General features: G+C 59.5%; 21 protein-coding genes and 1 pseudogene. 17 read left to right on the forward strand and 5 right to left on the reverse strand.

Annotated features, from left to right (window positions below):
- Positions 1 to 162 precede the first annotated feature (162 nt).
- Positions 163 to 1,050, forward strand: a complete 888-nt coding sequence (gene rhtA, locus DW49_RS0117910; RefSeq protein ID WP_005740498.1) for a threonine/homoserine exporter RhtA — start codon at positions 163 to 165, stop codon at positions 1,048 to 1,050.
- Between the two features lie 166 nt (positions 1,051 to 1,216).
- Positions 1,217 to 1,531, forward strand: a complete 315-nt coding sequence (locus DW49_RS0117915) for a hypothetical protein (protein ID WP_003373224.1) — start codon at positions 1,217 to 1,219, stop codon at positions 1,529 to 1,531.
- 25 nt (positions 1,532 to 1,556) lie between these two features.
- Here the strand turns inward: DW49_RS0117915 and DW49_RS0117920 are convergent, their stop codons facing one another.
- Together DW49_RS0117920 and DW49_RS0117925 are read right to left on the reverse strand one after the other, a co-directional pair.
- Positions 1,557 to 3,365: an aminopeptidase P family protein gene (locus DW49_RS0117920; protein WP_005619122.1), complete on the reverse strand. Its 1,809-nt coding sequence runs from the start codon at positions 3,363 to 3,365 to the stop codon at positions 1,557 to 1,559.
- A gap of 57 nt (positions 3,366 to 3,422) precedes the next feature.
- Complete coding sequence (locus DW49_RS0117925; RefSeq protein ID WP_005619123.1) at positions 3,423 to 4,604, reverse strand: cysteine desulfurase family protein; 1,182 nt, start codon at positions 4,602 to 4,604, stop codon at positions 3,423 to 3,425.
- 580 nt (positions 4,605 to 5,184) lie between these two features.
- Here DW49_RS0117925 and DW49_RS0117930 point away from each other — a divergent pair.
- From DW49_RS0117930 to ssuE, 13 genes and pseudogenes are all read left to right on the forward strand, one after another.
- Complete coding sequence (locus DW49_RS0117930; protein WP_005619124.1) at positions 5,185 to 6,306, forward strand: DegT/DnrJ/EryC1/StrS family aminotransferase; 1,122 nt, start codon at positions 5,185 to 5,187, stop codon at positions 6,304 to 6,306.
- A complete protein-coding gene (locus tag DW49_RS0117935; RefSeq protein WP_005619125.1) occupies positions 6,294 to 7,826 on the forward strand; it encodes a lipopolysaccharide biosynthesis protein in 1,533 nt (510 codons plus the stop codon). Before DW49_RS0117930 ends, DW49_RS0117935 begins: the two co-directional genes overlap by 13 nt.
- Positions 7,827 to 7,829: 3 nt before the next feature.
- Positions 7,830 to 8,765 carry a glycosyltransferase family 2 protein gene (locus DW49_RS0117940; RefSeq protein WP_005619126.1) on the forward strand — a complete coding sequence of 312 codons (936 nt, stop codon included), beginning with the start codon at positions 7,830 to 7,832 and terminating at the stop codon, positions 8,763 to 8,765.
- Positions 8,755 to 9,222: a low molecular weight protein-tyrosine-phosphatase gene (locus tag DW49_RS0117945; protein WP_005619128.1), complete on the forward strand. Its 468-nt coding sequence runs from the start codon at positions 8,755 to 8,757 to the stop codon at positions 9,220 to 9,222. The genes DW49_RS0117940 and DW49_RS0117945 overlap by 11 nt, the downstream gene beginning before the upstream one ends.
- A complete protein-coding gene (locus DW49_RS0117950) occupies positions 9,223 to 11,469 on the forward strand; it encodes a polysaccharide biosynthesis tyrosine autokinase (RefSeq protein ID WP_005619130.1) in 2,247 nt (748 codons plus the stop codon).
- Positions 11,470 to 11,520: 51 nt separating this feature from the next.
- Positions 11,521 to 12,033, forward strand: a complete 513-nt coding sequence (gene rfaH, locus DW49_RS0117955) for a transcription/translation regulatory transformer protein RfaH (RefSeq protein WP_005619132.1) — start codon at positions 11,521 to 11,523, stop codon at positions 12,031 to 12,033.
- Positions 12,034 to 12,121: 88 nt separating this feature from the next.
- Entirely contained in the window at positions 12,122 to 13,123 is a 1,002-nt protein-coding gene (locus DW49_RS0117960) for a glycosyltransferase (RefSeq protein ID WP_005619134.1), read from the forward strand.
- Positions 13,120 to 14,358, forward strand: coding sequence for a glycosyltransferase family 4 protein (locus tag DW49_RS0117965; protein WP_005619135.1), 1,239 nt, complete (start codon positions 13,120 to 13,122; stop codon positions 14,356 to 14,358). Before DW49_RS0117960 ends, DW49_RS0117965 begins: the two co-directional genes overlap by 4 nt.
- A gap of 75 nt (positions 14,359 to 14,433) precedes the next feature.
- Entirely contained in the window at positions 14,434 to 15,543 is a 1,110-nt protein-coding gene (locus DW49_RS0117970) for a glycosyltransferase family 4 protein (protein WP_005619137.1), read from the forward strand.
- Between the two features lie 70 nt (positions 15,544 to 15,613).
- Positions 15,614 to 16,843, forward strand: a complete 1,230-nt coding sequence (locus DW49_RS0117975) for a glycosyltransferase family 4 protein (protein ID WP_005619139.1) — start codon at positions 15,614 to 15,616, stop codon at positions 16,841 to 16,843.
- 12 nt (positions 16,844 to 16,855) lie between these two features.
- Positions 16,856 to 18,265, forward strand: a pseudogene (locus tag DW49_RS01000000128530) (undecaprenyl-phosphate glucose phosphotransferase).
- Positions 18,266 to 18,370: 105 nt separating this feature from the next.
- A complete protein-coding gene (locus tag DW49_RS0117985; protein WP_005619142.1) occupies positions 18,371 to 19,459 on the forward strand; it encodes a polysaccharide biosynthesis/export family protein in 1,089 nt (362 codons plus the stop codon).
- Positions 19,460 to 19,707: 248 nt separating this feature from the next.
- Entirely contained in the window at positions 19,708 to 20,289 is a 582-nt protein-coding gene (ssuE, locus tag DW49_RS0117990; protein ID WP_005619143.1) for an NADPH-dependent FMN reductase, read from the forward strand.
- 10 nt (positions 20,290 to 20,299) lie between these two features.
- Here ssuE and DW49_RS0117995 read toward each other — a convergent pair whose 3' ends face one another.
- The 3 genes from DW49_RS0117995 to DW49_RS0118005 all read right to left on the reverse strand — a co-directional run bounded on the left by DW49_RS0117995 (position 20,300) and on the right by DW49_RS0118005 (position 22,286).
- Positions 20,300 to 20,908 (reverse strand): LysE family translocator, encoded by a 609-nt coding sequence (locus DW49_RS0117995; RefSeq protein ID WP_005619146.1) that lies wholly within the window; start codon positions 20,906 to 20,908, stop codon positions 20,300 to 20,302.
- Between the two features lie 123 nt (positions 20,909 to 21,031).
- Positions 21,032 to 21,307 carry an outer membrane protein assembly factor BamD gene (locus DW49_RS0118000; RefSeq protein ID WP_005619149.1) on the reverse strand — a complete coding sequence of 92 codons (276 nt, stop codon included), beginning with the start codon at positions 21,305 to 21,307 and terminating at the stop codon, positions 21,032 to 21,034.
- Between the two features lie 88 nt (positions 21,308 to 21,395).
- A complete protein-coding gene (locus tag DW49_RS0118005; protein ID WP_005619153.1) occupies positions 21,396 to 22,286 on the reverse strand; it encodes a LysR family transcriptional regulator in 891 nt (296 codons plus the stop codon).
- Between the two features lie 129 nt (positions 22,287 to 22,415).
- On the opposite strand from DW49_RS0118005, the gene DW49_RS0118010 reads away from it, so the two are divergent.
- Both DW49_RS0118010 and DW49_RS0118015 read left to right on the forward strand, forming a co-directional pair.
- A complete protein-coding gene (locus DW49_RS0118010) occupies positions 22,416 to 23,117 on the forward strand; it encodes a CoA transferase subunit A (protein ID WP_003373184.1) in 702 nt (233 codons plus the stop codon).
- Positions 23,118 to 23,162: 45 nt separating this feature from the next.
- On the forward strand, positions 23,163 to 23,819 hold the full coding sequence (locus DW49_RS0118015) for a CoA transferase subunit B (protein ID WP_005619155.1): 657 nt from the start codon (positions 23,163 to 23,165) through the stop codon (positions 23,817 to 23,819).
- Positions 23,820 to 24,008: the final 189 nt, after the last annotated feature.

The following is a 24,008-nucleotide window of genomic DNA, read 5'->3' on the forward strand; positions in this document are numbered from 1 at the left end:
AGGGCGTCAACCGTTATTTTCCAAAACCTCGTTATTCGGTGTTTGGTGATTGCCTATATAGAAGAGCATCCCAAGATTGCGCAATATATTGCTCAAAAATCGATTATTCCCCATCATGTACTGGATATCCATACCCCGCTCACATCAGGACGCACCACCGAAATGTCTGATAAACCCCACACGATAGCGTCTGCCCTGTTCCCGCTGGGGCTGCTGATCATTGCCATGATCAGCATTCAAAGCGGCGCGTCATTGGCGAAGAGCCTGTTCCCTGTTGTGGGTGCGCAAGGCACCACCACGCTAAGGCTGGTGTTCGCAAGTCTCATCCTGTTGGTCATACTCCGCCCGTGGCGCGCGAGGCTGACTGCCAAGTCACTGCGCACGGTGGTGATCTATGGCATTGCGCTGGGCAGCATGAACTTCCTCTTCTATATGTCCCTGCAGACTGTACCGCTGGGAATTGCCGTGGCACTGGAGTTTACTGGCCCACTGGCTGTCGCCCTGCTCTCTTCACGCAAGCCGATCGATTTTCTCTGGGTCACGATGGCCGTCATCGGCCTGTTGCTGTTGATACCCCTGAGGCACTCGGACGCCGCCATTGACCTGGTCGGTGCGGGCTACGCTCTGGGCGCAGGTGTGTGCTGGGCTGCTTATATAGTGTTCGGCCAAAAGGCAGGTGCCGACAACGGCGTGCAGACCGCCGCACTGGGCGTGATGATTGCCGCAATCTTCATCGCCCCCATCGGAGTCGTGCACGCAGGCTCTGCGCTGCTGGACATTTCATTGATACCGGCAGCAATCGGCGTGGCCATCCTGTCGACCGCCCTGCCCTACAGCCTGGAAATGGTTGCCCTGACCCGCATGTCGGCGCGCACGTTCGGCACGCTGGCAAGCCTGGAACCGGTCTTCGCCGCACTCTCAGGACTGGTGTTTCTTCACGAAAGCCTTTCACTGACCCAGTGGCTGGCCATCGGCGCAATCATCTTCGCCTCGATTGGCGCAACCCTCAGCTCTGCCAACGCCAAACCACAATTGGTGCCCGCCGACTGAATGCAGTCGGATGTCAGGAAACGATATGGCACTAGTATTTGTCTCACGCATGCGCCATGTTTACACCCGACTGATCCATTTTTGAGATTCTGCGTTACCGTTCTACCGATCGATACTCCAGCCAATCAGATGGACCGCGATCAGTAATGGCCCGCTAAGGAAAGGAATGAAATACATTTTTATCGCATTGGCCATTTTCGCTGTGGCAGGTTGTGCAGCCACCTCCAAGCCGGTCAAGCAAGGCAAGCGCGGCATTCACATCAATTGCTCGGGGCTTTCATCCTCCTGGGCCAAATGTTATGAGCTGGCGACCAATGCCTGTACTTCAAAGACCTTCAAGATCATCGCCAAGTCCGGTGATGCCACCGAAGAGCCGGAAGATTATCCGTTCGGCCTCAACCCTGCGGGCTACACCAGCCGCAGCATGATCATTGTCTGCAAGAAAGGCACACCGCTGGCCGATCCATTGCCGCAGGACTGACCCCGCGGCAACCGAAGGGTCTTTATCAGATGGCCGTTGTCCGGGCCTGCAACCATTGCAGTGCAGCCCCCTGCAACAGCGGGCTCAGCCGTGCCAGCACATTTGCGTGGTAGTCATTCAGCCAGTTGCGCTCTTCTTCGTTGAGCATCGAGACCTCAATACAGCGTGTATCGATCGGGCACAGGGTCAGGGTTTCAAATCGCAGAAACTCGCCGAACTCAGTTGTACCGGCTGGCTGGTTGATCACCAGGTTTTCGATACGCACCCCCCAGCGCCCGGGCCGGTAGGTACCTGGTTCGATGGACGTGATCATGCCAGGCAACATCGCCGTCTGTGGCGTCGCCGGGGCCTGATAGGCGATGACCTGCGGCCCTTCATGCACATTCAGAAAATACCCCACACCGTGCCCGGTACCATGTCCATAGTTGACGCCGTCGCTCCAGATCGGCGCGCGGGCAATGGCATCCAGCAGCGGCGACAGGATCCCCTTTGGAAAATGAGTACGCGACAGCGCGATCACACCCTTGAGAACCCTGGCGCAGTCCTGCTTCTGCTCGGTGCTTGGCGTGCCTATCGCAACCATGCGGGTGATATCGGTGGTGCCGCCCAGATACTGTCCACCCGAGTCGATCAGCAATAACCCGTCACCCTCGATCTGCGCATGCTCTGCTTCGGTCGCGCGGTAGTGCGGCATGGCCCCGTTGGCATTGAAGCCGGCGATAGTGGCGAAACTGGGCGACACGTAGCCAGGGCGACGTTCCCGCGCCTGGGTGAGTTTTTCATCAATCGTTACTTCGCTGACAGGCTCTCGCCCCAGCGCGCTGTCCAGCCAGGCGAAGAATTCGCACAACGCTTCGCCATCCTGTTCCATGGCCTGGCGGATATGACCGGCGTCAATCTCGGTCTTTTGCGATTTCAGCAATGTACTCGGGTTCAACCCTTCGATCAGGGCGACTTCACTGTCCAGATAATCGAGCAGCCCACAGGTCACACGAGCCGGATCGACCAGCAACCGCGCGTCTTTCGGCAGCTCACGCAGCGCCGCGCCGATCTGCGTGTACTCCATGAGATTGATACCGTCGCGCTCAAGGCTGGCCTGTACATCACCCGGGACCTTCTTCGCGTCCACAAACAACGTGACGCTATGCGGGCCGATCAGGGCAAACGAAATGAACACCGGATTGTAGGAAACGTCCGCGCAGCGCAGATTGAACAGCCAGGCAATGTCATCCAGCGTCGCGATAAAATGCCAGTCCGCGTTGCGCTCGCCCATCGTATGACGAACGCGATTGAGTTTTTCGCCTCGATTCAGCGAAGCCTGCGGGGGCAGATGTTCGTAGATCGGGTGAGTCGGCAAGGCAGGACGGTCCGGCCACAATTCGATAAGCAGGTCAATATCAGTGCGCAAACGCGCGCCCCGCTCGTAGAGCTTGCTGGCCAGCGTGCGTGAAGAAGCAACCGCCAGAACCGCGCCATCGACCGCCACCACCGTTTCAGCGGTGGCCTGATCAGCCAGCCACTCCAGCGGGCCTTGCTGGCCAGGCATCAGCTTGACCAGTTCTATACCGCTGCCGGCAAGCTCCTTGGTTGCCTGTTCCCAATAGCGGCTGTCAGCCCATACGCCTGCAAACTTCTGGGTGATGATCAGCGTACCGACCGACCCGTGAAAACCCGACAACCATTGGCGACCCTGCCAATAGCCGGGCAGATACTCCGAGAGATGCGGATCCGCCGACGGCACCAGATAGGCATCGATACGCTCCTTGCTCATCAAGGCGCGTGTGTGCGCCAAACGTCCGGCCACTTCTGAACTGGCGTTGGATTGCGTGCTCATTGACTCTCCTGCTGACCCGGGAATTGACTGCTTTTACCGGTTCAGATAATGGAGCACTCATCGAGACTGAGCAACCGCCCAGAATGCCGGCTGAACCAGGCAGGCGCGGATAGACTCGGCGGCACGTTCGATATCCTGCTCGCGAGTGAAGCGCCCCAGGCTCAAGCGGATGGTCTGGCTGGCAGCCTGCGGGCTCAGGCCCAGCGCCAGCAGAACATGTGAAGGCACGTTCTTCGCCGAGTTGCAGGCGGAAGTGGAAGAAAACGCGAGTGTTTCGCCCAATGCGGGCACGTCCAGATCATTGTTGCCGAACGTAAAACTGAGCGTGTGGGCAATCCGCTGCGTCGGACTGCCGTTGATACACAATCCCTCGATCCCTGCCAATCGTTCGCGCAGAAGACGATTCAGCCGTTCTGTTTCAAGAATTTCCGCACCGAGCACGTCGGCCGCAAGGGCGAAAGCCGCGCCCATTCCGGCGATCTGATGCGTTGCCAATGTGCCGGAACGCAAGCCGCACTCGTGGCCGCCCCCGTGAATCTGGGCGAGAACCCGCTGTTGCGCACGCGGGCCAACGTACAAAGCACCAATGCCCTTGGGACCGTAGATCTTGTGTGCCGAGAACGACATCAGGTCTACCGCCAGCCGACTCAGATCAATCGGCAACTTGCCGGCACCCTGCGCCGCATCGACGTGCAACAGCGCGCCATGACCGCGCACGCGTCTGCCGATTTCAGCAATATCGTTGACCGTGCCCAGTTCGTTGTTGACCAGCATCAGCGAGACCAGAAACGTGTCATCGCGCAATGCGGCGCTGACCGCATCGGCAGTGATCAGGCCATCGCTGTCCGGTGCCAGCCAGGTGACTTCGACGCCTTGCTCCTCAAGCTGCCGGGCCGTATCGATAGTAGCCTTGTGTTCGATCTGGCTGGTGATGATATGACCGGTCCGGTTGGCGAGTCTTTTTGCGCGCTCCTGAGCCACGCCCTTGAGCGCCAGGTTGCTGGATTCGGTCGCCCCGGATGTCCAGATGATCTGCGAGGCCTGAGCACCTAGCAGACCTGCAACCTGCTCACGGGCATGTTCGACCGCACGGCGAGCGTTTTGGCCAAATGAATGTGAGCTGGACGCAGGGTTTCCGAAATTACCCGATGCACCCAGGCACTCGACCATCACCTTGATGACTCGCTCGTCCACGGGTGTGGTAGCTGCGTAATCAAAATACAGCACTGACTCATTCATGCGCGTTCCTCCGCTTGCAGACCATGAGCCAGATCATGCACCAAACCAAATAGAACTAAAAATTATCAATCATAATTTATATATAACTTAATAGCATATAAAAGCCCGCGCACCTTGCAGACCGTTATCCGTCTGACCTGTCCGATAGGTTGACGTATAGCGGCCTGTCAGTCCGCTAGCGCAACGCCATTAAAATACACCCGGCGGATGGCATTTTTTTGACACCCTTGTAAATCAATCAGTTAACCAATCACAAATACCAGTTATCAAAAAATTAACAGAAAGCTGACGAAATAATTTGACAGATTCACTGCCGCCAACGATATATAGGACTGCCAGGCGCATCCCGGTTTCACGTCAGTGCCACAGAGCAAGGCGTCGGGTAATCAAGTCGTAGTTGGCTGCTGTTCTGTCCCGCAATATCAGTTATTTCCACGGTGCTCATCGAGTGCTGGCGGATGCCTGTTGACTCCTTAAAACCCTTGAAAGTACTGAATGAATTCGGTGTGGCGGTAGCGTGCCCGGCCGTCAGCCACGGCTTGGCTCAGAGAAACAGACTCAGAGAAACAGGGAGGCTTCGATGATTAACGTGACCAAGACTTATCTGGGTGATATCGAGCAGTTCAAGCGCTATGTCGAAGGCATTTATGCGCGCGGCTGGCTGACCAATCACGGCCCGCTGGCCGAGGAACTGACGGAGCGGCTCAAAGACTACTTGGGGGTCAGGCATATCATTCTGACCAACAACGGAACGCTGGCCCTGCAGGTGGCTTACCGCGCACTGGACCTGAGTGGCAGCGCCGTGACAACGCCATTCAGCTTTGTCGCCACCAGCAGCTCGTTGAAATGGGAAGGCATTCGGCCGATCTTTGCCGACATAGACCCGGCCACCTGGAACATCTCGCCGCAGCACATCAAAAACAGCATCGCCGAAGACACTTGCGCAATCGTGGCGACTCATGTGTTTGGCAACCCCTGCGCCGTGGAAGCCATCGAGCAGATCGCCCGTGAACACACGCTCAAGGTTGTCTATGACGGCGCACATGCATTCGGCGTGCGCCACGCGGGCCAGTCGGTGCTCAATCATGGCGATATCAGCACCCTGAGCTTTCATGCGACCAAGCTGTTTCACACCATTGAAGGCGGCGCGATCATCACCGACGATGACGAACTGGCCAGACGCGCTCATCTGCTGTGCAATTTCGGTATTTCCGGGGTCGACCGCATCGACGGTATCGGCATCAATGCCAAGCTCAACGAATTCTCCGCAGCCATGGGGCTGTGCATTCTGGACAACATCGGCAACATTCTTGAAGAGCGCGCGGAGATTGCGCACCATTACACATCGTCGCTGAAAGACTACCTCGACCTGCAACAACCCGAGACCGACAGCCAGCTCAATAACAGCTATTACCCGGTGGCGCTGCGCGACGAGCAGCAATTGCTGCAGGTGCGCACGGCACTGAATCTGCGCAATATCAACCCGCGCCGGTACTTTTACCCGTCGCTGGACACGCTGGAGTATCTGCAACCGCAGCCGGCCCAACCGGTGTCCCGCGCGCTGAGCGAGCGAGTGCTGTGCCTGCCGATCTACCCCGGCCTGCAGAAAGCCGACCAGGCCCTGGTGATCCGTACGCTGATCGAAACCTGCAGCCTGAGTGACGCAAGCCAGCAGGCCGATGCCATTGCATGGGTCGGCTGATCGTCATGCAAAACAGACACTCGGTGATTCGTAATACCGTCCTGAACTACAGCGGGCAGGCCTACGTGCTGCTGATCGGGATTCTGATCATGCCGTTTTATCTGGGCCATCTGGGTGCCGAGACGTACGGGCTGATCGGCTTCTTCACCCTGTTGCAAGCCTGGCTGCAACTGCTGGATGCAGGGCTGTCTCCCAGCCTGGTTCGCGCAGTGGCCCAGCAACAGAGCCTGCCGGCAGGCGAACAGAGCCTGGGCCGGCTGGTGCGCTCGTTCGAGTTGATATTTCTGCCGTTGGCAGTGCTCAGTGGCGTGCTCATTGTCGCTGCCAGCGCCTGGATTGCGACCCACTGGCTCAATGCCAATACCCTGCAACCCGAAACGCTGACCCACTGCATCGCACTGATGGGCGTCATCATTGCCCTGCGTCTGTATTCGACACTGTACAAAAGCGGCATTCAAGGCCTTGAACAGCATGCCTGGCTCAACGCTGCCAATGTGTCGATCGCCACGCTGCGCTATTTCGGCGGTTTATTGCTGGTCAGTCAGTTTTCCCGGGACCCGCGCGACTTCTTTGAATTTCAGGTGGCGGTCGGGCTGATCGAAACCCTGCTGTTCGCCAGCAAAGCCCGCCGGCAGATGCCCGCCCCGCACTGGATGAGCGGGCTGGACTGGGCCTTGCTCAAACCGATACTGCCCTTTGCCGCCAGCCTGTCGCTGAGCGCCGTGTTATGGATCGTGCTGACCCAACTGGACAAGGTGCTGCTGTCCAGCCTGTTACCGCTGGACCAGTACGGCTATTTCTCACTGGTGGCGTTGATTGCCGCCGGCCTCATGATGCTGACCAATCCTCTGGTACAGACGCTGTTGCCACGCCTGACGGTGCTGATGGCCGAAGGGCGACGCGACGAGATGCACGCGTTGTTTCTGGCTGCCAACCGGCTTGTCTGTACCTGCCTGTTTCCTCTGGCAGCGCTCATTGCCCTGCAAGCCGAACCGCTGATCTTCGCCTGGACAGGGGACCAGGCCGCCGCGCGCTGGAGCAGCCCGGTGCTGGGCTGGTATGCACTGGGCAGCGCGATTATGGCGGCCAGCGCCTTTCAGTTTTACCTGCAATACGCCTACGGCCGTATGCACCTGCACCTCTGGTACAGCGTGATCTCGACGCTGATCAGCGTGCCCGTAATGTGCCTGGCGATTCATTGGCAGGGCGTGCACGGCGCGGCGCTGGCGTGGTTTTTCCTGCGTGCAACATCGTTCGCCATCTGGCCGGCCATCGTCCATCAGCGCTTGGCACCCGGCATCCATCGGGCATGGCTGAGCGACATGCTGCGCATCAGCGCAATGACCGCACTGGGGCTGGCGATCAGCACACCGGTCTTTGACCTGATTGCCGGTCAGAGCCGCAGCAGCCTGTTTCTGGCGCTGGCCGCCAGCGGGCTGATCACCCTGACGCTTGTCGCGGCAAGCCACAAACCGCTGGCCTCGAAAATCTATGTTTTGTTCAGCAGAACGAGTACCTGAGCCATGCCCATCATCACAAAAAACACCGACACGACCTGTCAGACGCCGCCGTTGCTGAGCATCGTCTGCCCGGCCTATAACCAGGAAGCTTTCGTTGCCCAGGCGCTGGATGGGTTTCTGTCACAGCAGACCCGCTTCAGCTACGAAATCCTGATCAACGACGACGCCTCCACAGATGGCACCGCGCGCATCATCGCGCAGTACGCCGAGCGGCATCCGACAATCATTCGGGCCTTCTACCAACAGGTCAATCAGTACAGCCAGGGCTTGCCCTGCGTTCCCGACCTGTTTGCCAAAGCGCGCGGCCGTTACATCGCCTACTGCGAAGCCGACGATTACTGGACCGACCCGCGCAAGCTGCAGCTGCAAGTGGACTTTCTCGAGAGCCATCCCGATTACGTCATCACCTACCACGACGCCGTCGCCTTCGACGAAAACGGTGAGTATGGCGTGCAGTTGCAAGGCCACCTGCGCGCCGACGCCACGGCGCTGGAGTTGCAGCAGGCACGGCGTCTGTCGACCCTGACGACCTGCTTTCGCAATGTGTTCAGCACGATGCCGCCGGAGCTGAACATTCGCGTCGCGCCGTTGAACGACATGTGCTGGTGGTCGCTGCTGGGGGCGCACGGCAAGGGCAAGTTCATGGCCGACATCAAACCGGCCGCCTATCGGCTGCACGCGGGCGGAGTGTTCTCCATGCGCAGTGACAAGCGCAAGTTGCACATGAACCTGCAAACCTGCTCAAGCCTGGCCAACTACTACAACCTGCAAGGCAATCAGGCGCTGTACGAGTATTTTCTGATGCAGAACGTGTGCCTGTCACTGGCGGCGCTCACCCCGTCGCACAAGCTACAGACGCTGTGGCAAGTGGCGAGCAACGTTGTCGTCAACCTCAGCAGGCGTTTGTTGCCGACAGCCGGCAAAGCCCATGTTCAGTAATGTACTGGTGCTCTGCGTCGGCAACATCTGCCGCAGCCCGATGGCCGTCGCGATGATCAGTCAGCGCCTGGCGGCGACAAACCTTGCAGCGACACAGATGCATATTCAGTCGGCGGGTATTGCAGCGTTATCGGGCTCGCCCATCGACCCCACGGCACAGGCCGTTCTGTACTCCAATCAGGTACACCCGCGAGACCATGTAGCGCAGCAGATGACCCGCGAACTGCTGCATCAGGCAGACCTGATCCTGCTGATGGAGCAGGCGCATGTCCACGACGTTCTCAAGCGTGCGCCGGAAGTACGCGGCAGGACCTTCCTGATGGGGCAATGGCAACAACGGCGCGACATCGCCGACCCCTATCGGCTACCCACATCAGCCTTTGAACAGACCTACGCGCAGCTTTCGCGCTGTATCGACGACTGGCTTCCCCATTTCCAGGCAGGAGCAACACGATAAATGACCGTCATGAGCCGTCCTACCCTGGATTACTACCAGGACGCCCGAATCGACCTGGCAACCGTACTGCGGATCCTGTTCGATCAAAAAGCCTTGATCCTGTGGACCGTCGGCCTGTTTTTTCTGATTGGCCTGGCCTACGCCGTTCTCAGCACCCCCGTGTATCAGGCCAACGCCATGATCCAGATAGAGCCGAGAAAAATTGGCATCGAAGGCACCCCGGAGGTCAGCGGCAAACCGTTGTCAGTGTCCCAGGCAACCACCGAAATCGAGCTGATCAAGTCACGCGCGCTGCTGGGCAAGGTGGTCGACGACCTGCAACTCAATGTGCTGCAAAAGCCCGATCTGTTCCCGGTGATCGGCCCTTATCTGTATCGCACGTTTGCACCGGGGCAGGACGGTGCACTGGCTGAGCCGTTGTGGGGCATGTCGCACTACGCGTGGGGCGGCGAAAAGATCGAGGTCTTTCAACTGGAAGTGCCGGAGCACCTGCTGGGTGAAAAGCTCACCCTGACCGCCGGCAAGCCCGGCCAGTTCGTGCTTTACGACAGCGACCACAATAGGTTGCTGGGCGGCGCCGTCAATCGCGTTATCGAGGGCAACGGGGTAAAGATTCAGATCGCCGCACTGCGGGCACGCCCCGGCACGGATTTCACGGTGTCCAGGCAACGCACGCTCGGCACCGCGCTGATCTATCAGAATCGCCTGAAGATTGCCGAAGCCGGCAGAGACTCCGGCATCATCTATCTGTCCATCGAAGACCAGGACGCGCAACGGGCCAACCGGATTCTGGATCAGATCAGCCGTCTGTACGTGCGTCAGAACGTCGAGCGCAGCTCTGCGGAAGCCGCCCAGCGACTGCAATTTCTGCGCTCGCAGTTACCGGCGGTGCGCAAGCAGCTGGAAGAATCGGAAGCGGCGCTGAACGCCTTCCAGACCAGCGCCCGATCGGTGGACCTGAGCATCGAAACCAAGGGGTTGCTGGACCAGGTGGTGCACCTGGACTCGATGCTGTCCGAACTGAAACTCAAGCGCGTCGAGCTTGAGCGGCTGTACACCCGCGAGCACCCGACCTATCGCAGCCTGATGAGCCAGATAAACCAGTTGGAACAACAGAAACAGGGCCTGCTGAAAAAGATCGAAACACTGCCCATGACCCAGCAGGAACTGCTGCGCCTGACCCGCGACATGCAGGTCACCAGCAAGACCTACACACTGATGCTCAACAAGAGCCAGGAGCAAGACATTCTGCGGGCGGGCAACATCGGCAACGTGCGGGTTATCGACAACGCCGACAGCAACATCGAAAAACCCGTCAAACCGATGAAGACCCTGATCGTACTGATTGCCACGTTGCTGGGCGCACTGACCGCGATGGTCATCATCTTCGTGCGCCAGGCGTTCTATCGCGGCGTTGAAAGCGCCGAAGTCATCGAAAATCTCGGCATGCCGGTCTACGCATCGCTGCCCTACTCCCGCCAGCAGGAACGTCTGGAGAGGCGCGGCAAGAGCACGCCCGGCGAGGAGCGCCACGGCAAAGACAACCAGGCCGCGCAGGTGTCGAGACTGCTGAGCATTACCGCCCCCAGCGAGCTGGCGATCGAATCGTTGCGCAGCCTGCGCACCAGCCTGCATTTCGCCATGCTCGAGGCGCGTAACAATGTGCTGATGATCTCGAGCCCGACGCCAGGCGCCGGCAAATCATTCGTGTCGAGCAACCTGGCCGCGATCATTGCGCAGACCGGCAAGCGCGTGTTGCTCATCGATGCCGACATGCGCAAGGGCTACCTGCATCGCCTTTTCGGCCTGCAACCCAAGCACGGTTTGTCCGACACGCTGGCCGCGCGTTTGCGCTGTACCGAGGTCATCAATCAGACACGGATTCGCCATCTGGACTTCATCTCCTGCGGTTTCGCGGCCCCCAACCCCTCGGAACTGCTGATGCATGACAACTTCCACAAGATGCTGGCCGAGCTGTCGCCGCTGTATGACCTGATTCTGGTCGACACCCCGCCCATCCTTGCCGTGACGGACGCCACGCTGGTGGGTCGTCAGGCAGGCACTTGCCTGCTGGTCGCGCGTTTCGGCATGACCACCGTCAAGGAAATCGAAGCCTGCAAGCGCCGCCTGGGGCAGAACGGCATTCTGATCAAAGGTGCGATTTTCAACGCTGTGGTGCGCAAGGCCACGACGTCCGATTACGACTGCGCCGCCTACGGCTACAACTACCACCCTGCGCCCCGGTAACACGTCAGCACCCTCTACCCCTTGAGCTGTTTCATTTAAAAGGAATTAACCATGCACCTCTCCGACCAGGATGCTCGCTGGTACCTGATCCAGACCAAACCGCGCCAGGAAGCCCGGGCCGAAGAGCATTTGCGACGCCAGAACTTCGAGTGTTTCCGACCACTGCGGTCCGCTGCAAAAAAAATCGCTGCCAAGGCCCAGGCCGAAGAGGCGCTGTTCCCCGGCTACCTGTTCATTCGCATGGATCAGGTACACGACAACTGGTACCCGATCCGCTCCACCCGTGGTGTTTCACGCATCGTGACCTTTGGCGGTCATCCGGTTCCAGTTCGCGACCACCTGATCGAGCAGATTCGCCAGCGCCTCTCCACACCCACGCCCGTGCTGCGTTTCACTCAGGGGGATCAGGTCATGATCACCACGGGCAGCTGGTGTGACGTGGAAGCCATTTTCCTGACCACCGACGGCACCGAGCGCGCCGTGATTCTGCTCAACATGTTGCAACGCCAGCAGAAAGTGGTGTTGCCAATCAGCAGTCTGGCGCGCATCGAAGCCACCGCATAAGGCGCGCAGCATCAGCAGACACCCGTCCCGCGACGCATGACTGACACCCTGCGCCGACGGCCCGTCCCACTTGCATCGGAAGCGCACAATGCCCCGCCAGACCACTCTGGTGACGCTCACCTATGGTGACCGTTTCAACTATCTGCACACACTGATCAACCGCTCGCTCGACAGTCCGCTGATCAGCCGCGTCATCATTGTCAGCAACGCTTCTGTCGCGCCGTTACAGACGCTGTGCGACGAATGGCCCGGGCAGGTTCGGGTGATCTGGCTGCCCGACAACACCGGCTCGGCCAACGGCTACGCGGTAGGCATAGACGCCGCGCTGCAAGACGGCGCCGATTACATCTGGCTGATGGACGATGACAACGCACCGACCCGCAATGCCATCGAGGTGCTGCATAAAGCCCTGTACGAACGGGAACAGATCGACGGTCAAGGCAGCACCGCAGTGCTCGGTTTTCGCCCCAGCCACCAAGCCGACATCGCGGCCGGTGTACCGCTGCGTTACGCCGTGCAGCGTCGGTCGAGTTTTTTCGGCTTTCATATGGCCCAGTTGCCATACAAAATCTGGCGACGTCTGCCCTGGGGGCAGCCGCAGGCCAGCCAGCCCATGCCGGAAAGGGTCCAGTTGCCGTTCGCAACCTATGGCGGGTTGTTGGCCCATCGCAGCCTGTACCGAAAAATCGGCCTGCCGCTGGATGCCCTCAAGCTGTACGCCGATGACACCGAATACACCTGGCGCATCACCGACGGTGGCGCAAAGATATTTCTGGTGACCGGAGCGCCACTGGACGATCTGGAGGACTCATGGAACATCAAGGCACGCAGCCGCAATGTCTATGAAAATTATCTGTTGGGCGGCTCGGACCTGCGCGCCTTTTACGCGGCGCGCAATCAGGCCTGGTTCGACAAACACGTTTGGGCACATTCGACGCTGAGCTACCGGTTCAATCGCCTGGTTTTTCTCTGCCTGTTGCGGCTGTATGCATGGCGCTGCGACGCCGGACCGCGACTGCGGCTGCTCAACAACGCCATTCGTGAGGGCGAAGCCAGCGTGCTGGGCCTGCACAAGGCTTACCCGCTATGAAAATCCTGTTCATCAGCAGCCTTTACGCACCTGATATCGGCGGCGGTGCGGAAATCATTCTGCAGCGCACCGTCGAAGGCTTGCAGCAACGTGGCTACAGCGTCGCGGTGCTGGCGACGACCGATCGGCCAGGCCTGCAGTTGGCAGAGGTCAATCGGGTCAAGGTCTATCGGGCAGGCCTGCTTAACCAGTATTGGCACTTCATGCCCCAGCGTCCGGGACGTCTGGCACGGTTTGCCTGGCACTGGCGCGATCGCTACAACGGCGGCATGCGCGATTACGTACGCCAGGTGATTGAACTGGAACAGCCAGAGCTGGTGGTGTGCCACAACCTGACGGGCTGGTCGGTGTCGGCATGGGACGAGATCACCCGCGCCAACCGCCCAGTCGTTCAGGTCCTGCATGACCTTTACCTGCTTTGCCCGAGCAGCACCATGTTCAAGAACGGGCGAAGCTGCCAGCGTCAATGCGCGCTGTGCACACAGTTTCGCAAGCACCATGCCCAACAGTCAGAGCAGATCAGTACGGTGGTGGGCGTCAGCCGATTCATGCTCGACACCTTGCAGGCACAGGGCTATTTCAAGGGCGCGCGCGGCTATGTGGTGCACAACGCCAGCCCGTTTACTCCGCCGCACGCCGGGCAGACCAAAGCACCCGAAGACACCGCACCGCTGCGCTTTGGCTACCTGGGCACGCTGTCGGAAAACAAGGGCGTCGGCTGGCTGATCGATCAGTTCCAGCACCTGCCATTCAAGGCCACCTTGCAGATTGCCGGTCGCGGCCAATCGAATGACGAGAAAAGGTTCAGGGCCATGGCAACGTCACCCGACATCAGTTTCGTCGGTTTCCAGAAGCCGGAAGACTTCTACCAACACATAGACGTGGCCATCGTCCCGTCGATGTGGAACGAACCATTCGGCCTTGTTGCCGTAGAGGCCTGCGCGCATTCCCGCCCGGTCATCGCCAGCCGCATGGGCGGGCTGCCGGAAATCATTCAGGACCAGCTCAACGGCCTATTGTGCAGCCCCGACGACCCCGACTCACTAGGGCTGGCGATGCTCAAGCTGCACCAGCAACCCGAACTGTTGGCACGCCTGGGCAGTCAGGCACGCAACAGTGTGGCTTCGCTGTTGAACCTGGACCTGATGCTGGACCAGTACGAAAGTATTTTTGCCCAGACGCTGCAGGACCGCGGCACTTGGCACGGCGAACGCGTGCAGTTCGATCCCGGTTGATGCGTTCACGGTCATAAACGCCTGACAAGACAGCCCCATTCCAGCCAAATCACCCTCACGAGCAGGATGCTTGAGATGATTTTTATCAATTCGCGGTTTCTCACCCAGGATGTCAGCGGTGTTCAGCGCTATGCAGAACAGATGTGCAGAGCGCTGCAACGATTACGCAACGACCTGATCTTCGTCGCCCCACGCAACATCCGGTTGCATGACTGCGCCAAGGCACTGGACGTAAAACACATCGGCCATTCCAGAGGGCACCTGTGGGAACAGGTTGATCTGCCGCTGCATCTCAAGCGCAAGGGCAGTCCGCTGCTGGTGTCCATCAGCAATACGGGGCCGATGTTTTACGCCAATCAGATCGCGACTCATCACGACATCAATTACGTGCGCTACCCGCAAAGCTACACCCGGCTGTTCCGTCTGGCTTACCGGACCATCACCCCGATTCTGCTGTCGCGGGCCAGAACACTGATTACCGGCAGCAGTTTCTCTCGCGCAGAAATTGCCTCGTTCTACGGCTACGCCGAAGACAAGGTGTTGGTCCTGCCGGCTGCGGTCAGTGATGACTTCACGCCGCGTGCGATGCATCGCGACCAGCCGAATTACCTGCTGGCGGTCTCCTCGCCCGCTGCGCACAAGAATTTTAACCGGATGATTCAGGCTTTTCTGAGCCTGCGTGGCCACGCTGATCTGCAACTGCACATTGTCGGCGCAGCGAGCAGCCTGTTCGCCGAACCGAACCTGCAGCGCTTGGCCTGCCGCGATCCGCGTATCCGCTTTCTCGGGCGGCTCAGTGATGCCGAACTGATCGAGCAGTATCAGGGCGCCAGTGCATTCGTCTTCCCCTCGCTGTACGAAGGTTTCGGCATTCCGCCGCTGGAAGCCCAGGCGTGCGGCTGCCCGGTGCTGGCCGCCAATGCCGCTTCGATTCCTGAAGTCCTGCAAGCCAGCGCGCTGTATTTCGACCCACTGGACGTCAGCCATATGGCCGCCGCGATGCATCGCGTCCTCAGCGACGCCCCTTTGCGTCAGGCACTGCGCCGGCAGGGTCTGGAAAACGTGCAGCGCTTTTCCTGGGAGATTTCCGCACAGCGCCTTTCCCAGCGTATCGATGCGCTGCTGGAACCCGCCGAGAAAGGCAAACACCATGTCGCCCCCGAATCGTCCCCAGGCAAACCCTGAACCAACAGCAACGCCAGGACGCGCACTGCCGCGTCTGCAGTAGAGCGGGCCATTACAGCAAGGAACTTCCATGAGAATTGCTATCGTCCACGACTGGCTGGTGAGCTACGCCGGCGCCGAGCGCGTGCTTGCTTCACTGATCAACGTCTGGCCCCAGGCTGATCTGTTTTCAGTCATCGACTTTCTCAGCGACCAGGACCGCGCCCAACTGCGCGGCAAGGTGGCCCGAACAACGTTCATCCAGAAACTGCCCGGTGCCCGCAAACACTATTCACGCTACTTGCCGTTGATGCCGCTGGCTATCGAACAACTGGACCTGTCCGGCTATGACCTGATCATCAGCAGCAGCCATGCCGTGGCCAAAGGCGTGCTCAGCGGCCCGGACCAACTGCATATCAGCTATGTGAATTCGCCCATCCGCTATGCCTGGGACTTGCAGCACCAGTACCTGCGCGAGTCCGGGCTGGACAAGGGAATCAAGAGCAGCCTGGCGCGCCTGGTCCTGCACTACATGCGCATCTGGGATCAGCGCACTGCGGCGGGTGTAGACGCATTCATCGCCAATTCGGCGTTCATCGGTGCGCGCATCAACAAGGCGTATCGCCGCGACTCCACGGTCATCTACCCACCGGTGGACACACTGGCGTTCACTGCACTGGGTGCTCGTCAGGACTTCTACCTCAGCGCCTCGCGCATGGTGCCTTACAAGCGCATGCCGATGATCGTCGAAGCCTTCGCCGCCATGCCGGACAAACGCCTGATCATGATCGGTGACGGGCCGGATCTGGCCAAGGCGCAGGCCATTGCGCGCCTGGCGCCCAATGTCACGCTGCTGGGTTTCCAGCCTGCCGCTGTACTGCTGGAGCACATGCGCAGCGCCAAAGCCTTTGTCTTTGCTGCCGAGGAAGACTTCGGCATCAGCCCGATTGAAGCGCAGGCCTGCGGTACGCCAGTGATCGCGTTCGGCAAGGGCGGCGTGCTGGAGACGGTGTACGGTCTTGACCACGAGCACCCGACCGGCGTGCTCTACCGACAGCAGACCGTGGCGTCGCTGACCGCCGCCATCGGTGAATTTGAAGCGGCGCAATCAAGCATCACACCACAGGCCTGTCGATCCAATGCAGAGCGCTTCTCGGTCGCGCGCTTCGAACAGGAGATAAAGGCATTCGTCGAAAACCGCCTGAGCACTGCGCAGTTGGGTTATCTCGCGCGCCTGCCTCAACAACACTGGAGCGCTCAACAGGCGCTGGTTGCCAGCAGCGAACTGCCTGGCCGTGTTGTCCCCATAAAAACCGTCTGAGCGACCAGCCCAATGCGCACCTCCGTCCGCGGCATCCTGCATGCCCATCAGTCAGCGCTGTAGCTCGCCCATCGCCTGCTGGACCTGACCGTCATTGTGCTGATTGGCCTCTGGCAGACCGGGCTGGCGGCCATCGACAGCACTGAAGCCTGGTTCCACATCATCCTGGCGGTGCTGGTGTTTCACTGGGTCAGCGAGTATCACCAATTGTATGGCTCATGGCGTGGCGAGCGCATTCTGCGCGAGCTGGCCAAAGTCTTCAGTTACTGGGCCATGACCTTCGTCACGTTGCAGTCGTTGAACTACCTGCTGATCAACCGGATGCAACTGCCCGATAACGGACAGCTGCGCTGGTTCGCATTGGTTCTTGCGGCGCTGTGCGGCTATCGGTTGCTGATCCGTCTGACGCTGCACAAGCTGCGTCGGCATGGCTTCAACACGCGTCGGGTCGCGATTGTCGGCACCGGCCAGGTGGGCGAGCGTCTGGCCCGCTCCATTTCTCTGGCGCCGTGGATGGGCCTGAACCTGCTGGGCTTCTACGATTCGCATCCGCAGCAGATGAATCAGGATGGCAAAAGACGTCGCGTGCCGGTGCTGGGTGACCTGCATCAGTTGATCGAGGACGCTCGGGAAGGCCGGATCGACAAGGTGTACATCACCCTCGCCTTCAGCGCCGATGCGCAATTGAGCGAGCTGATTACCGGCCTGAGCGACACCACCGCATCGGTTTACCTGATCCCGGACGTGTTCATGTTCGACCTGCTGCATGCCCGCAGCGAAAGCATCAATGGGCTGGCCAGCATCAGCATCTTCGACTCGCCCATGGACGGCGCGTGGAGCCTGGCCAAACGCGCTGAGGACATTCTGCTGTCCAGTCTGATTCTGCTGCTCATCGCCGTGCCACTGCTGCTGATCGCCGCCGCCATCAAGCTGACCTCGACGGGGCCGGTGCTGTTTCGTCAGCGTCGTTACGGGCTGGACGGCCGCTCGATCATGGTCTGGAAGTTTCGCAGCATGATCGTCCAGGACAAGGCTGAAGGCGTGCGCCAGGCAACGCGCAACGACATTCGCGTGACGCCGCTGGGGGCTTTCTTGCGGCGCACCTCGCTGGATGAACTGCCGCAGTTTTTCAACGTGCTGCATGGCGAGATGTCCATCGTCGGCCCGCGCCCGCACGCCGTTGCGCACAACGAACAGTACCGCAAGCAGGTGAGCGGTTACATGTTGCGCCACAAGGTCAAACCCGGCATCACCGGCTGGGCGCAAATCAATGGCTGGCGCGGCGAAACCGACACGCTGGACAAGATGCGCATGCGAGTCGAATTCGACCTGGAATACATCGAGCACTGGTCGATCTGGCTGGACCTGAAAATCATTCTGCTGACGCTGCTCAAGGGTTTCGTCAACAAAAACGCTTTCTGACGCACTCGCCGGTTGAGCAGAACGCGCCGAGCCCCCTTCGTACACAGCACTGCCTACACAGCCCCCCCAGAAAGAAAGGAGCAATGCCATGAAAGGAAACACCCTATGAAGCTGACGTTAGCTGCCTTGTTGCTCACCGGTCTGACCCTGCAAGGCTGTGCATTTGCTCCGGGCCAGCACATGACACCGGACGACGTTACCACCAGCAACCCCGACGAACCCCGAGCGCAACTGGTCGAGGTGACCCCCAAAAGCCTTCTGCAACAGCAGCAACGCGACACTGCAGCAGCCAAGGCGCTGCCACAGGAATTGCTCGACTACAAAACCCCGGAATACGTGATCGGCGCGGGCGACACCTTGCTGGTCACCGTCTTCGAGCACCCGGAACTGACCGCGCCGGGCTCTCAGGACCAACTGGATGCCAATACCCGGGAAGTGCTGAACGACGGCACGCTGTATTTTCCGTATGTCGGGCGAATTCGCGCCGGTGGCAGGACGGTCGGCGAGGTTCGCGAGCAATTGCGCATGGGCCTGTCACCGCAATACACCGAGGTCAAAGTCGACGTCAAAGTGCTGCGCTACAACAGCCAGCGGATACTGCTGTCCGGCTCGTTCAAGGTGCCCGGCCCGCAGCCGGTCACCAATATTCCGCTGAGCCTGGTGCAGGCAGTGAGCGTTGCAGGCGTTGACCTGACCGACGCCAACCTGGCAGGGCTAACCTTGCGCCGCGATGGCCGGGATTACCTGATCGACATCGACGCGCTGAACCGCAAGGACTCGAAACTGAGCAGGATTTTCCTCAAGGACGGCGATTACCTGCACCTCAACAGCAACTCCAGAAACAAGATCTACGTGCTGGGCGAGGTGCGCAATCCGCAGGTCATTTCCTTCGGCACCACCCGCCTGACGCTGCTCGAAGCCCTCGGCAACTCTGGCGGGCTCAGCCCCGACAGCGCAGACGGCAATGCGGTATACGTGATACGCGGCGCGGAAAACTTCGCCGCAGCGACGTCCACCGTTTACCACCTCAATGCCAAAAAACCCACGGCCTACCTGTTGGCGGGGCAGTTTGAGCTCAAGGCACAGGACGTCGTGTTCGTCGGCCCGGCCGATATCACCCGCTGGAGCCGATTCATCAGCCAGCTACTCGGTTCGGCCAGCGTGGTGCAGACCGGCGCAGCGTTCCGCAACTGATTCGACTGCCCGCTGTACATCCTCCCTGCGACTCCGGTTGCGGGGATTTTTTTGCCTGCGCACAACGCCAGACTGTTGCTGGAGCAACAGCCAATCAACAGTTATCAGGCCAGTGCGTCAGTACGCGCAGCCCGAAATCATTGCGCGGACAGCCCGAAGCCCCCGCGCCTTGGGGTCGTCGGGACGTTTGCAGCGGGCTGGCACACAAGCTGCTTTGCACAGGGACGCTTATCGCAAGGAATTCCCGCATGCTCGTTGTTTCACTTTCAGGCAGTCCGTCCCCAAAATCCCGTTCAGGTGTGGTGCTGGCTCATGCTGGCCGCTGGTTGCAGGAGCACGGGGTTGAAGTCACCACCTTGCGCATCCGCGACTTCAATGCCGAAGACCTGCTCTTCGCCCGCTTCGACAGCCCCCAGGTGCTGGAGTTTGTCGAAGCCGTCAGGCAGGCCGATGGCGTGCTGATTGGCACGCCAGTCTACAAAGCGTCATTTTCCGGGGCATTGAAAACCTTGCTCGACCTGCTACCGGAGCGCGCCCTGCACGGCAAAGTGGTTTTGCCACTGGCCACCGGTGGCAGCATCGCGCACATGCTGGCTGTGGATTACGCGCTCAAGCCGGTGCTTTCGGCGCTCAAGTCCCAGGAAGTGCTGCACGGCATCTTCGCCATCGATACGCAGATCAGCTATGGCGATAACGAACAAGGCGGCACGCTGGACGAGATTCTCACCGAGCGGCTGCATGAAGGGCTGGAACATTTCTACCACGGCCTGCAACGTCGATTGCAGGCGCGTCACAAGCAGGCAGGCGGGCATCTGCAACTGGCGCTGTAGCGCCTTGGGCTTAATGCTCGACAAACAACGGATAGAGCGATGCGACCAGCAGCGCAGCCATCACGCCGTTGAAGATCCGCAGGCCCAGCGGATCGCGCAGAATGTTGCGCAACAAACTGCCGAAACCGGCCCAGATGCCTACGCTGGGCAGGTTGATCAACGCGAACACCGCCGAGATTACCACCACGTTGTAGAAGTAACCCTGCATCGGGGTGTACGTGCTGATTGCACCGATCGCCATGATCCAGGCCTTGGGGTTGACCCACTGAAAAAGCGCCGCGCTCATGAAACTGAACGGCTTGCCCTGGCTGTCGACGTTCTCGGCAGCAGGGCCTGACGTGGCGATTTTCCAGGCCAGGTACAACAGATAGGCTGCGCCCACATAGCGCAAAACCGTATAGAGAATTGGCCAGGCCTTGAACACGCTGCCCAGACCAAAACCGACAGCCAGTACCAGTATGAAAAAACCGATGCTGATGCCCAGCATGTGCGGGAGGGTTCGGCTGAAACCGAAATTGACGCCGGAAGCCAGCAGCATCATGTTGTTCGGCCCGGGCGTCACCGATGTGACGAAGGCGAACAACGCAAAAGCAAGAAGCAAATCGAAAGAGAGCACCATAAAGCTTGTCCGCAGCAGTGAGTCAGTTGCTCACCCTAGCGGAGGCGTTACAAGAAACACACGGACAGTTGACTGATAATTCTTGCCGTACAGTTTTAGGAAACAGACGTTTCAGGCAGACTGTTAACCCCGTGGAGACTGCCCCATAACGCTCACATCGACGCTGGTTTCGCCCTTGTCGTCGAACTCACGCGCTTGCTGGATCTGCGGGTCTGCCAGCAATTGCGCCTTGCGTGCCTGATACTCTTCAAACGACAGGCCGCGACGATTCAGGTCTTCAAGCGCCAGTTGATGGCTTTCTTCAGCGCTGAACGCACGTTGTTCAACAGCGTGATGGGTGGAGCAGCCGGAGACCAGCGCAACGGTGAATATCAGGACAAGCGCAAGCATACGGTTCATCTGGGGCCTCCGGGCGGGCTTCATTTCAGGAATGAAGCAAGGTTACGCCCGCCCCTGGCGCAGCAAAAATCAACCGCCGTGATAGTGCCTATCGACTTTCCCGAGCGTTTTCGATCAACACGTCGCGCAAGGTCTGCGCAGCGGCGGACAAGGTGTGATCGGCGAGCATCATCAGCCCGATACGACGCTCGATATGCGGTTCGACCAGTGCGATGCAACAGGCCCCGAGTTCCTGCATCTGCCCGATGCACAGCGACGGCACCGCGCTGACACCCAAGCCATTGGCGACCATGCGCCCTATGGTCGACAACTGATGGCTTTCAAACGCCACCGCCAGCTTGCCATGCCGGGGCTCGACGGCCTGCTCCAGCAGCAAGCGCACGGCTGACGGCCGTTGCAACGCAATAAAGTCCTCGCGCAACAGCTCCTCCCAGGACACCTCGCTACGCTTGGCCAGAGGCGAATCCCTGGCGACCACCGCCACGAAGCGGTCCGTACAGAACGGTGTAAACAGCAAGGCACTGCTGGACTCCGGCTCGAAACCGATCCCCAGCTCAACGCGACGGTGGCGCACCATCTCCAGTACTTGCTCGTTGATCACGTCATGCACCGCGACATTGACCCTCGGGTAACGCCCGCGAAAAACCTTCAGTGCGGCAGGCAGCAGGTTGCCGGCGAACGACGGCATGGCGGCGATCGAAACCCGGCCCATTTGTAGGGTGAAGCGCTGGCGCAGCAGCTCTTCGGTGTTGTCCCAGTCGGCCAATAGCTGGCGCGCCAACGGCAGCAGGGTTTCGCCTTCAGGCGTCAGGCCGACGTTGCGCGTGGTACGCGTCAACAGTTGCCCGCCCAAGCCCTCCTCCAGGCCCTTGATGGTCAGGCTCAGCGCAGGCTGCGACAGGTTCAGCCGCTCACCGGCCTGGGCAAAGCTCAAATGCTGCGCCACTGCCAGAAAGGCGCGAAGTTGTTTGACGTTCATATATTTTCTTTTCTTATCAATCAATCAGAAAAACAAAATTAACAAATCAGTCTCAGCAGGAGAAGATGCACATCAAGCCATCCTCCGGCGGCGCGACTGCCGGTCAACAACTATAAAAGGCGGATCATCATGGCTGGACTCGACAAACGAGTAGCGACCTACGAAGAGGCCCTCGCCGGGCTGACCGACAACATGACGGTGCTCTGCGGCGGCTTTGGCCTGTGCGGCATCCCTGAAAACCTGATAGCGCAGATCAAGCGCATGGGCATCAAGGGCCTGACCGTCGTTTCCAACAATTGCGGTGTCGACGGTTTCGGGCTGGGCATCCTGCTGGAGGACCGACAGATCCGCAAAATGATTTCGTCCTATGTCGGTGAAAACGCCTTGTTCGAAAAACAGTTGCTAAGCGGCGAACTGCAAGTCGAGCTCACCCCGCAAGGTACGCTGGCTGAAAAACTGCGTGCAGGCGGCGCGGGCATTCCTGCCTTCTATACCGCCACCGGCTACGGCACACCGGTCGCCGAGGGCAAGGAAACTCGCCAGTTCAATGGCCGCAACGTAATTCTGGAAGAGGCCATCACTGGCGACTTTGCGCTGATCAAGGGCTGGAAAGCCGACCATTTCGGCAACGTGATCTATCGTCACACCGCACAGAACTTCAATCCGGTAGTGGCCACCGCTGGACGGATAACCGTGGTCGAGGTCGAAGAAATCGTCGAGCCGGGCGTATTGCTGCCTACCGAGATCCACACGCCGGGCATTTATGTTGACCGGGTGATTCAGGGCACTTTCGAGAAGCGCATCGAACAGCGCACCGTCAGAAAATCCTGATGACCCAGCCTGTCCGGGCCTATAACAACAAAGAGATTTCAGACCATGGCACTTTCCCGCGAACAAATGGCTCAACGCGTCGCCCGTGAACTCAAGGACGGTTATTACGTGAACCTCGGCATCGGCATTCCGACGCTGGTGGCCAACTACGTGCCGGACGACATCGACGTGATGCTGCAATCGGAAAACGGCCTCTTGGGCATGGGGGCGTTTCCCACCGAAGAAACCATTGATGCGGGCATGATCAACGCGGGCAAGCAGACGGTGACTGCGCGCCTCGGTGCGTCGATTTTCTCGTCTGCCGAGTCGTTTGCCATGATCCGCGGCGGCCATGTGGACCTGACGGTGCTGGGTGCTTTCGAGGTGGACGTCGAGGGCAATATTGCCTCGTGGATGATCCCCGGCAAGTTGATCAAGGGCATGGGCGGCGCGATGGACCTGGTGGCCGGTGCCGACAATATCATCGTGACCATGACCCATGCGTCCAAGGACGGCGAATCCAAACTGCTGCCCCGCTGCAGCCTGCCACTGACTGGCGCGGGCTGCATCCGCAAGGTGCTGACTGACCTTGCGTATCTGGAAATCGAAAACGGCGCCTTCATCCTCCGCGAACGCGCACCGGGGGTCAGCGTGGAAGAAATCGTGGCCAAAACCGCCGGCAAGCTGATCGTGCCGAATGACGTGATCGAGATGAGTTTCTGACCTGTACACCTGTCGTTCTTACGCTCGAGCGGGAACGCATTTCGTGACGCTGCGCGTCACACAAGGGTTCTGCGATGTCAGGAATATTGATACAAGACTCAAGTCACCTTTTCGCCCCTCGGCGACTGACTTTGAAGGATCAAAGTAAGCAAAATCCCAGCTCCTGTTTCCGGCCCGACTTCGTCGGGT

The sequence above is a fragment of the Pseudomonas avellanae BPIC 631 genome (assembly GCF_000444135.1).
GTDB lineage: Bacteria > Pseudomonadota > Gammaproteobacteria > Pseudomonadales > Pseudomonadaceae > Aquipseudomonas > Aquipseudomonas avellanae.

Bases quoted from the DNA above. Each gene is read 5' to 3' on its own strand.
- rhtA (WP_005740498.1), top strand. From the start codon at position 163: ATGTCTGATAAACCCCACACGATAGCGTCTGCCCTGTTCCCGCTGGGG.
- DW49_RS0117915 (WP_003373224.1), top strand. From the start codon at position 1,217: ATGAAATACATTTTTATCGCATTGGCCATTTTCGCTGTGGCAGGTTGT.
- DW49_RS0117920 (WP_005619122.1), bottom strand. From the start codon at position 3,365: ATGAGCACGCAATCCAACGCCAGTTCAGAAGTGGCCGGACGTTTGGCG.
- DW49_RS0117925 (WP_005619123.1), bottom strand. From the start codon at position 4,604: ATGAATGAGTCAGTGCTGTATTTTGATTACGCAGCTACCACACCCGTG.
- DW49_RS0117930 (WP_005619124.1), top strand. From the start codon at position 5,185: ATGATTAACGTGACCAAGACTTATCTGGGTGATATCGAGCAGTTCAAG.
- DW49_RS0117935 (WP_005619125.1), top strand. From the start codon at position 6,294: ATGGGTCGGCTGATCGTCATGCAAAACAGACACTCGGTGATTCGTAAT.
- DW49_RS0117940 (WP_005619126.1), top strand. From the start codon at position 7,830: ATGCCCATCATCACAAAAAACACCGACACGACCTGTCAGACGCCGCCG.
- DW49_RS0117945 (WP_005619128.1), top strand. From the start codon at position 8,755: ATGTTCAGTAATGTACTGGTGCTCTGCGTCGGCAACATCTGCCGCAGC.
- DW49_RS0117950 (WP_005619130.1), top strand. From the start codon at position 9,223: ATGACCGTCATGAGCCGTCCTACCCTGGATTACTACCAGGACGCCCGA.
- rfaH (WP_005619132.1), top strand. From the start codon at position 11,521: ATGCACCTCTCCGACCAGGATGCTCGCTGGTACCTGATCCAGACCAAA.
- DW49_RS0117960 (WP_005619134.1), top strand. From the start codon at position 12,122: ATGCCCCGCCAGACCACTCTGGTGACGCTCACCTATGGTGACCGTTTC.
- DW49_RS0117965 (WP_005619135.1), top strand. From the start codon at position 13,120: ATGAAAATCCTGTTCATCAGCAGCCTTTACGCACCTGATATCGGCGGC.
- DW49_RS0117970 (WP_005619137.1), top strand. From the start codon at position 14,434: ATGATTTTTATCAATTCGCGGTTTCTCACCCAGGATGTCAGCGGTGTT.
- DW49_RS0117975 (WP_005619139.1), top strand. From the start codon at position 15,614: ATGAGAATTGCTATCGTCCACGACTGGCTGGTGAGCTACGCCGGCGCC.
- DW49_RS0117985 (WP_005619142.1), top strand. From the start codon at position 18,371: ATGAAGCTGACGTTAGCTGCCTTGTTGCTCACCGGTCTGACCCTGCAA.
- ssuE (WP_005619143.1), top strand. From the start codon at position 19,708: ATGCTCGTTGTTTCACTTTCAGGCAGTCCGTCCCCAAAATCCCGTTCA.
- DW49_RS0117995 (WP_005619146.1), bottom strand. From the start codon at position 20,908: ATGGTGCTCTCTTTCGATTTGCTTCTTGCTTTTGCGTTGTTCGCCTTC.
- DW49_RS0118000 (WP_005619149.1), bottom strand. From the start codon at position 21,307: ATGAACCGTATGCTTGCGCTTGTCCTGATATTCACCGTTGCGCTGGTC.
- DW49_RS0118005 (WP_005619153.1), bottom strand. From the start codon at position 22,286: ATGAACGTCAAACAACTTCGCGCCTTTCTGGCAGTGGCGCAGCATTTG.
- DW49_RS0118010 (WP_003373184.1), top strand. From the start codon at position 22,416: ATGGCTGGACTCGACAAACGAGTAGCGACCTACGAAGAGGCCCTCGCC.
- DW49_RS0118015 (WP_005619155.1), top strand. From the start codon at position 23,163: ATGGCACTTTCCCGCGAACAAATGGCTCAACGCGTCGCCCGTGAACTC.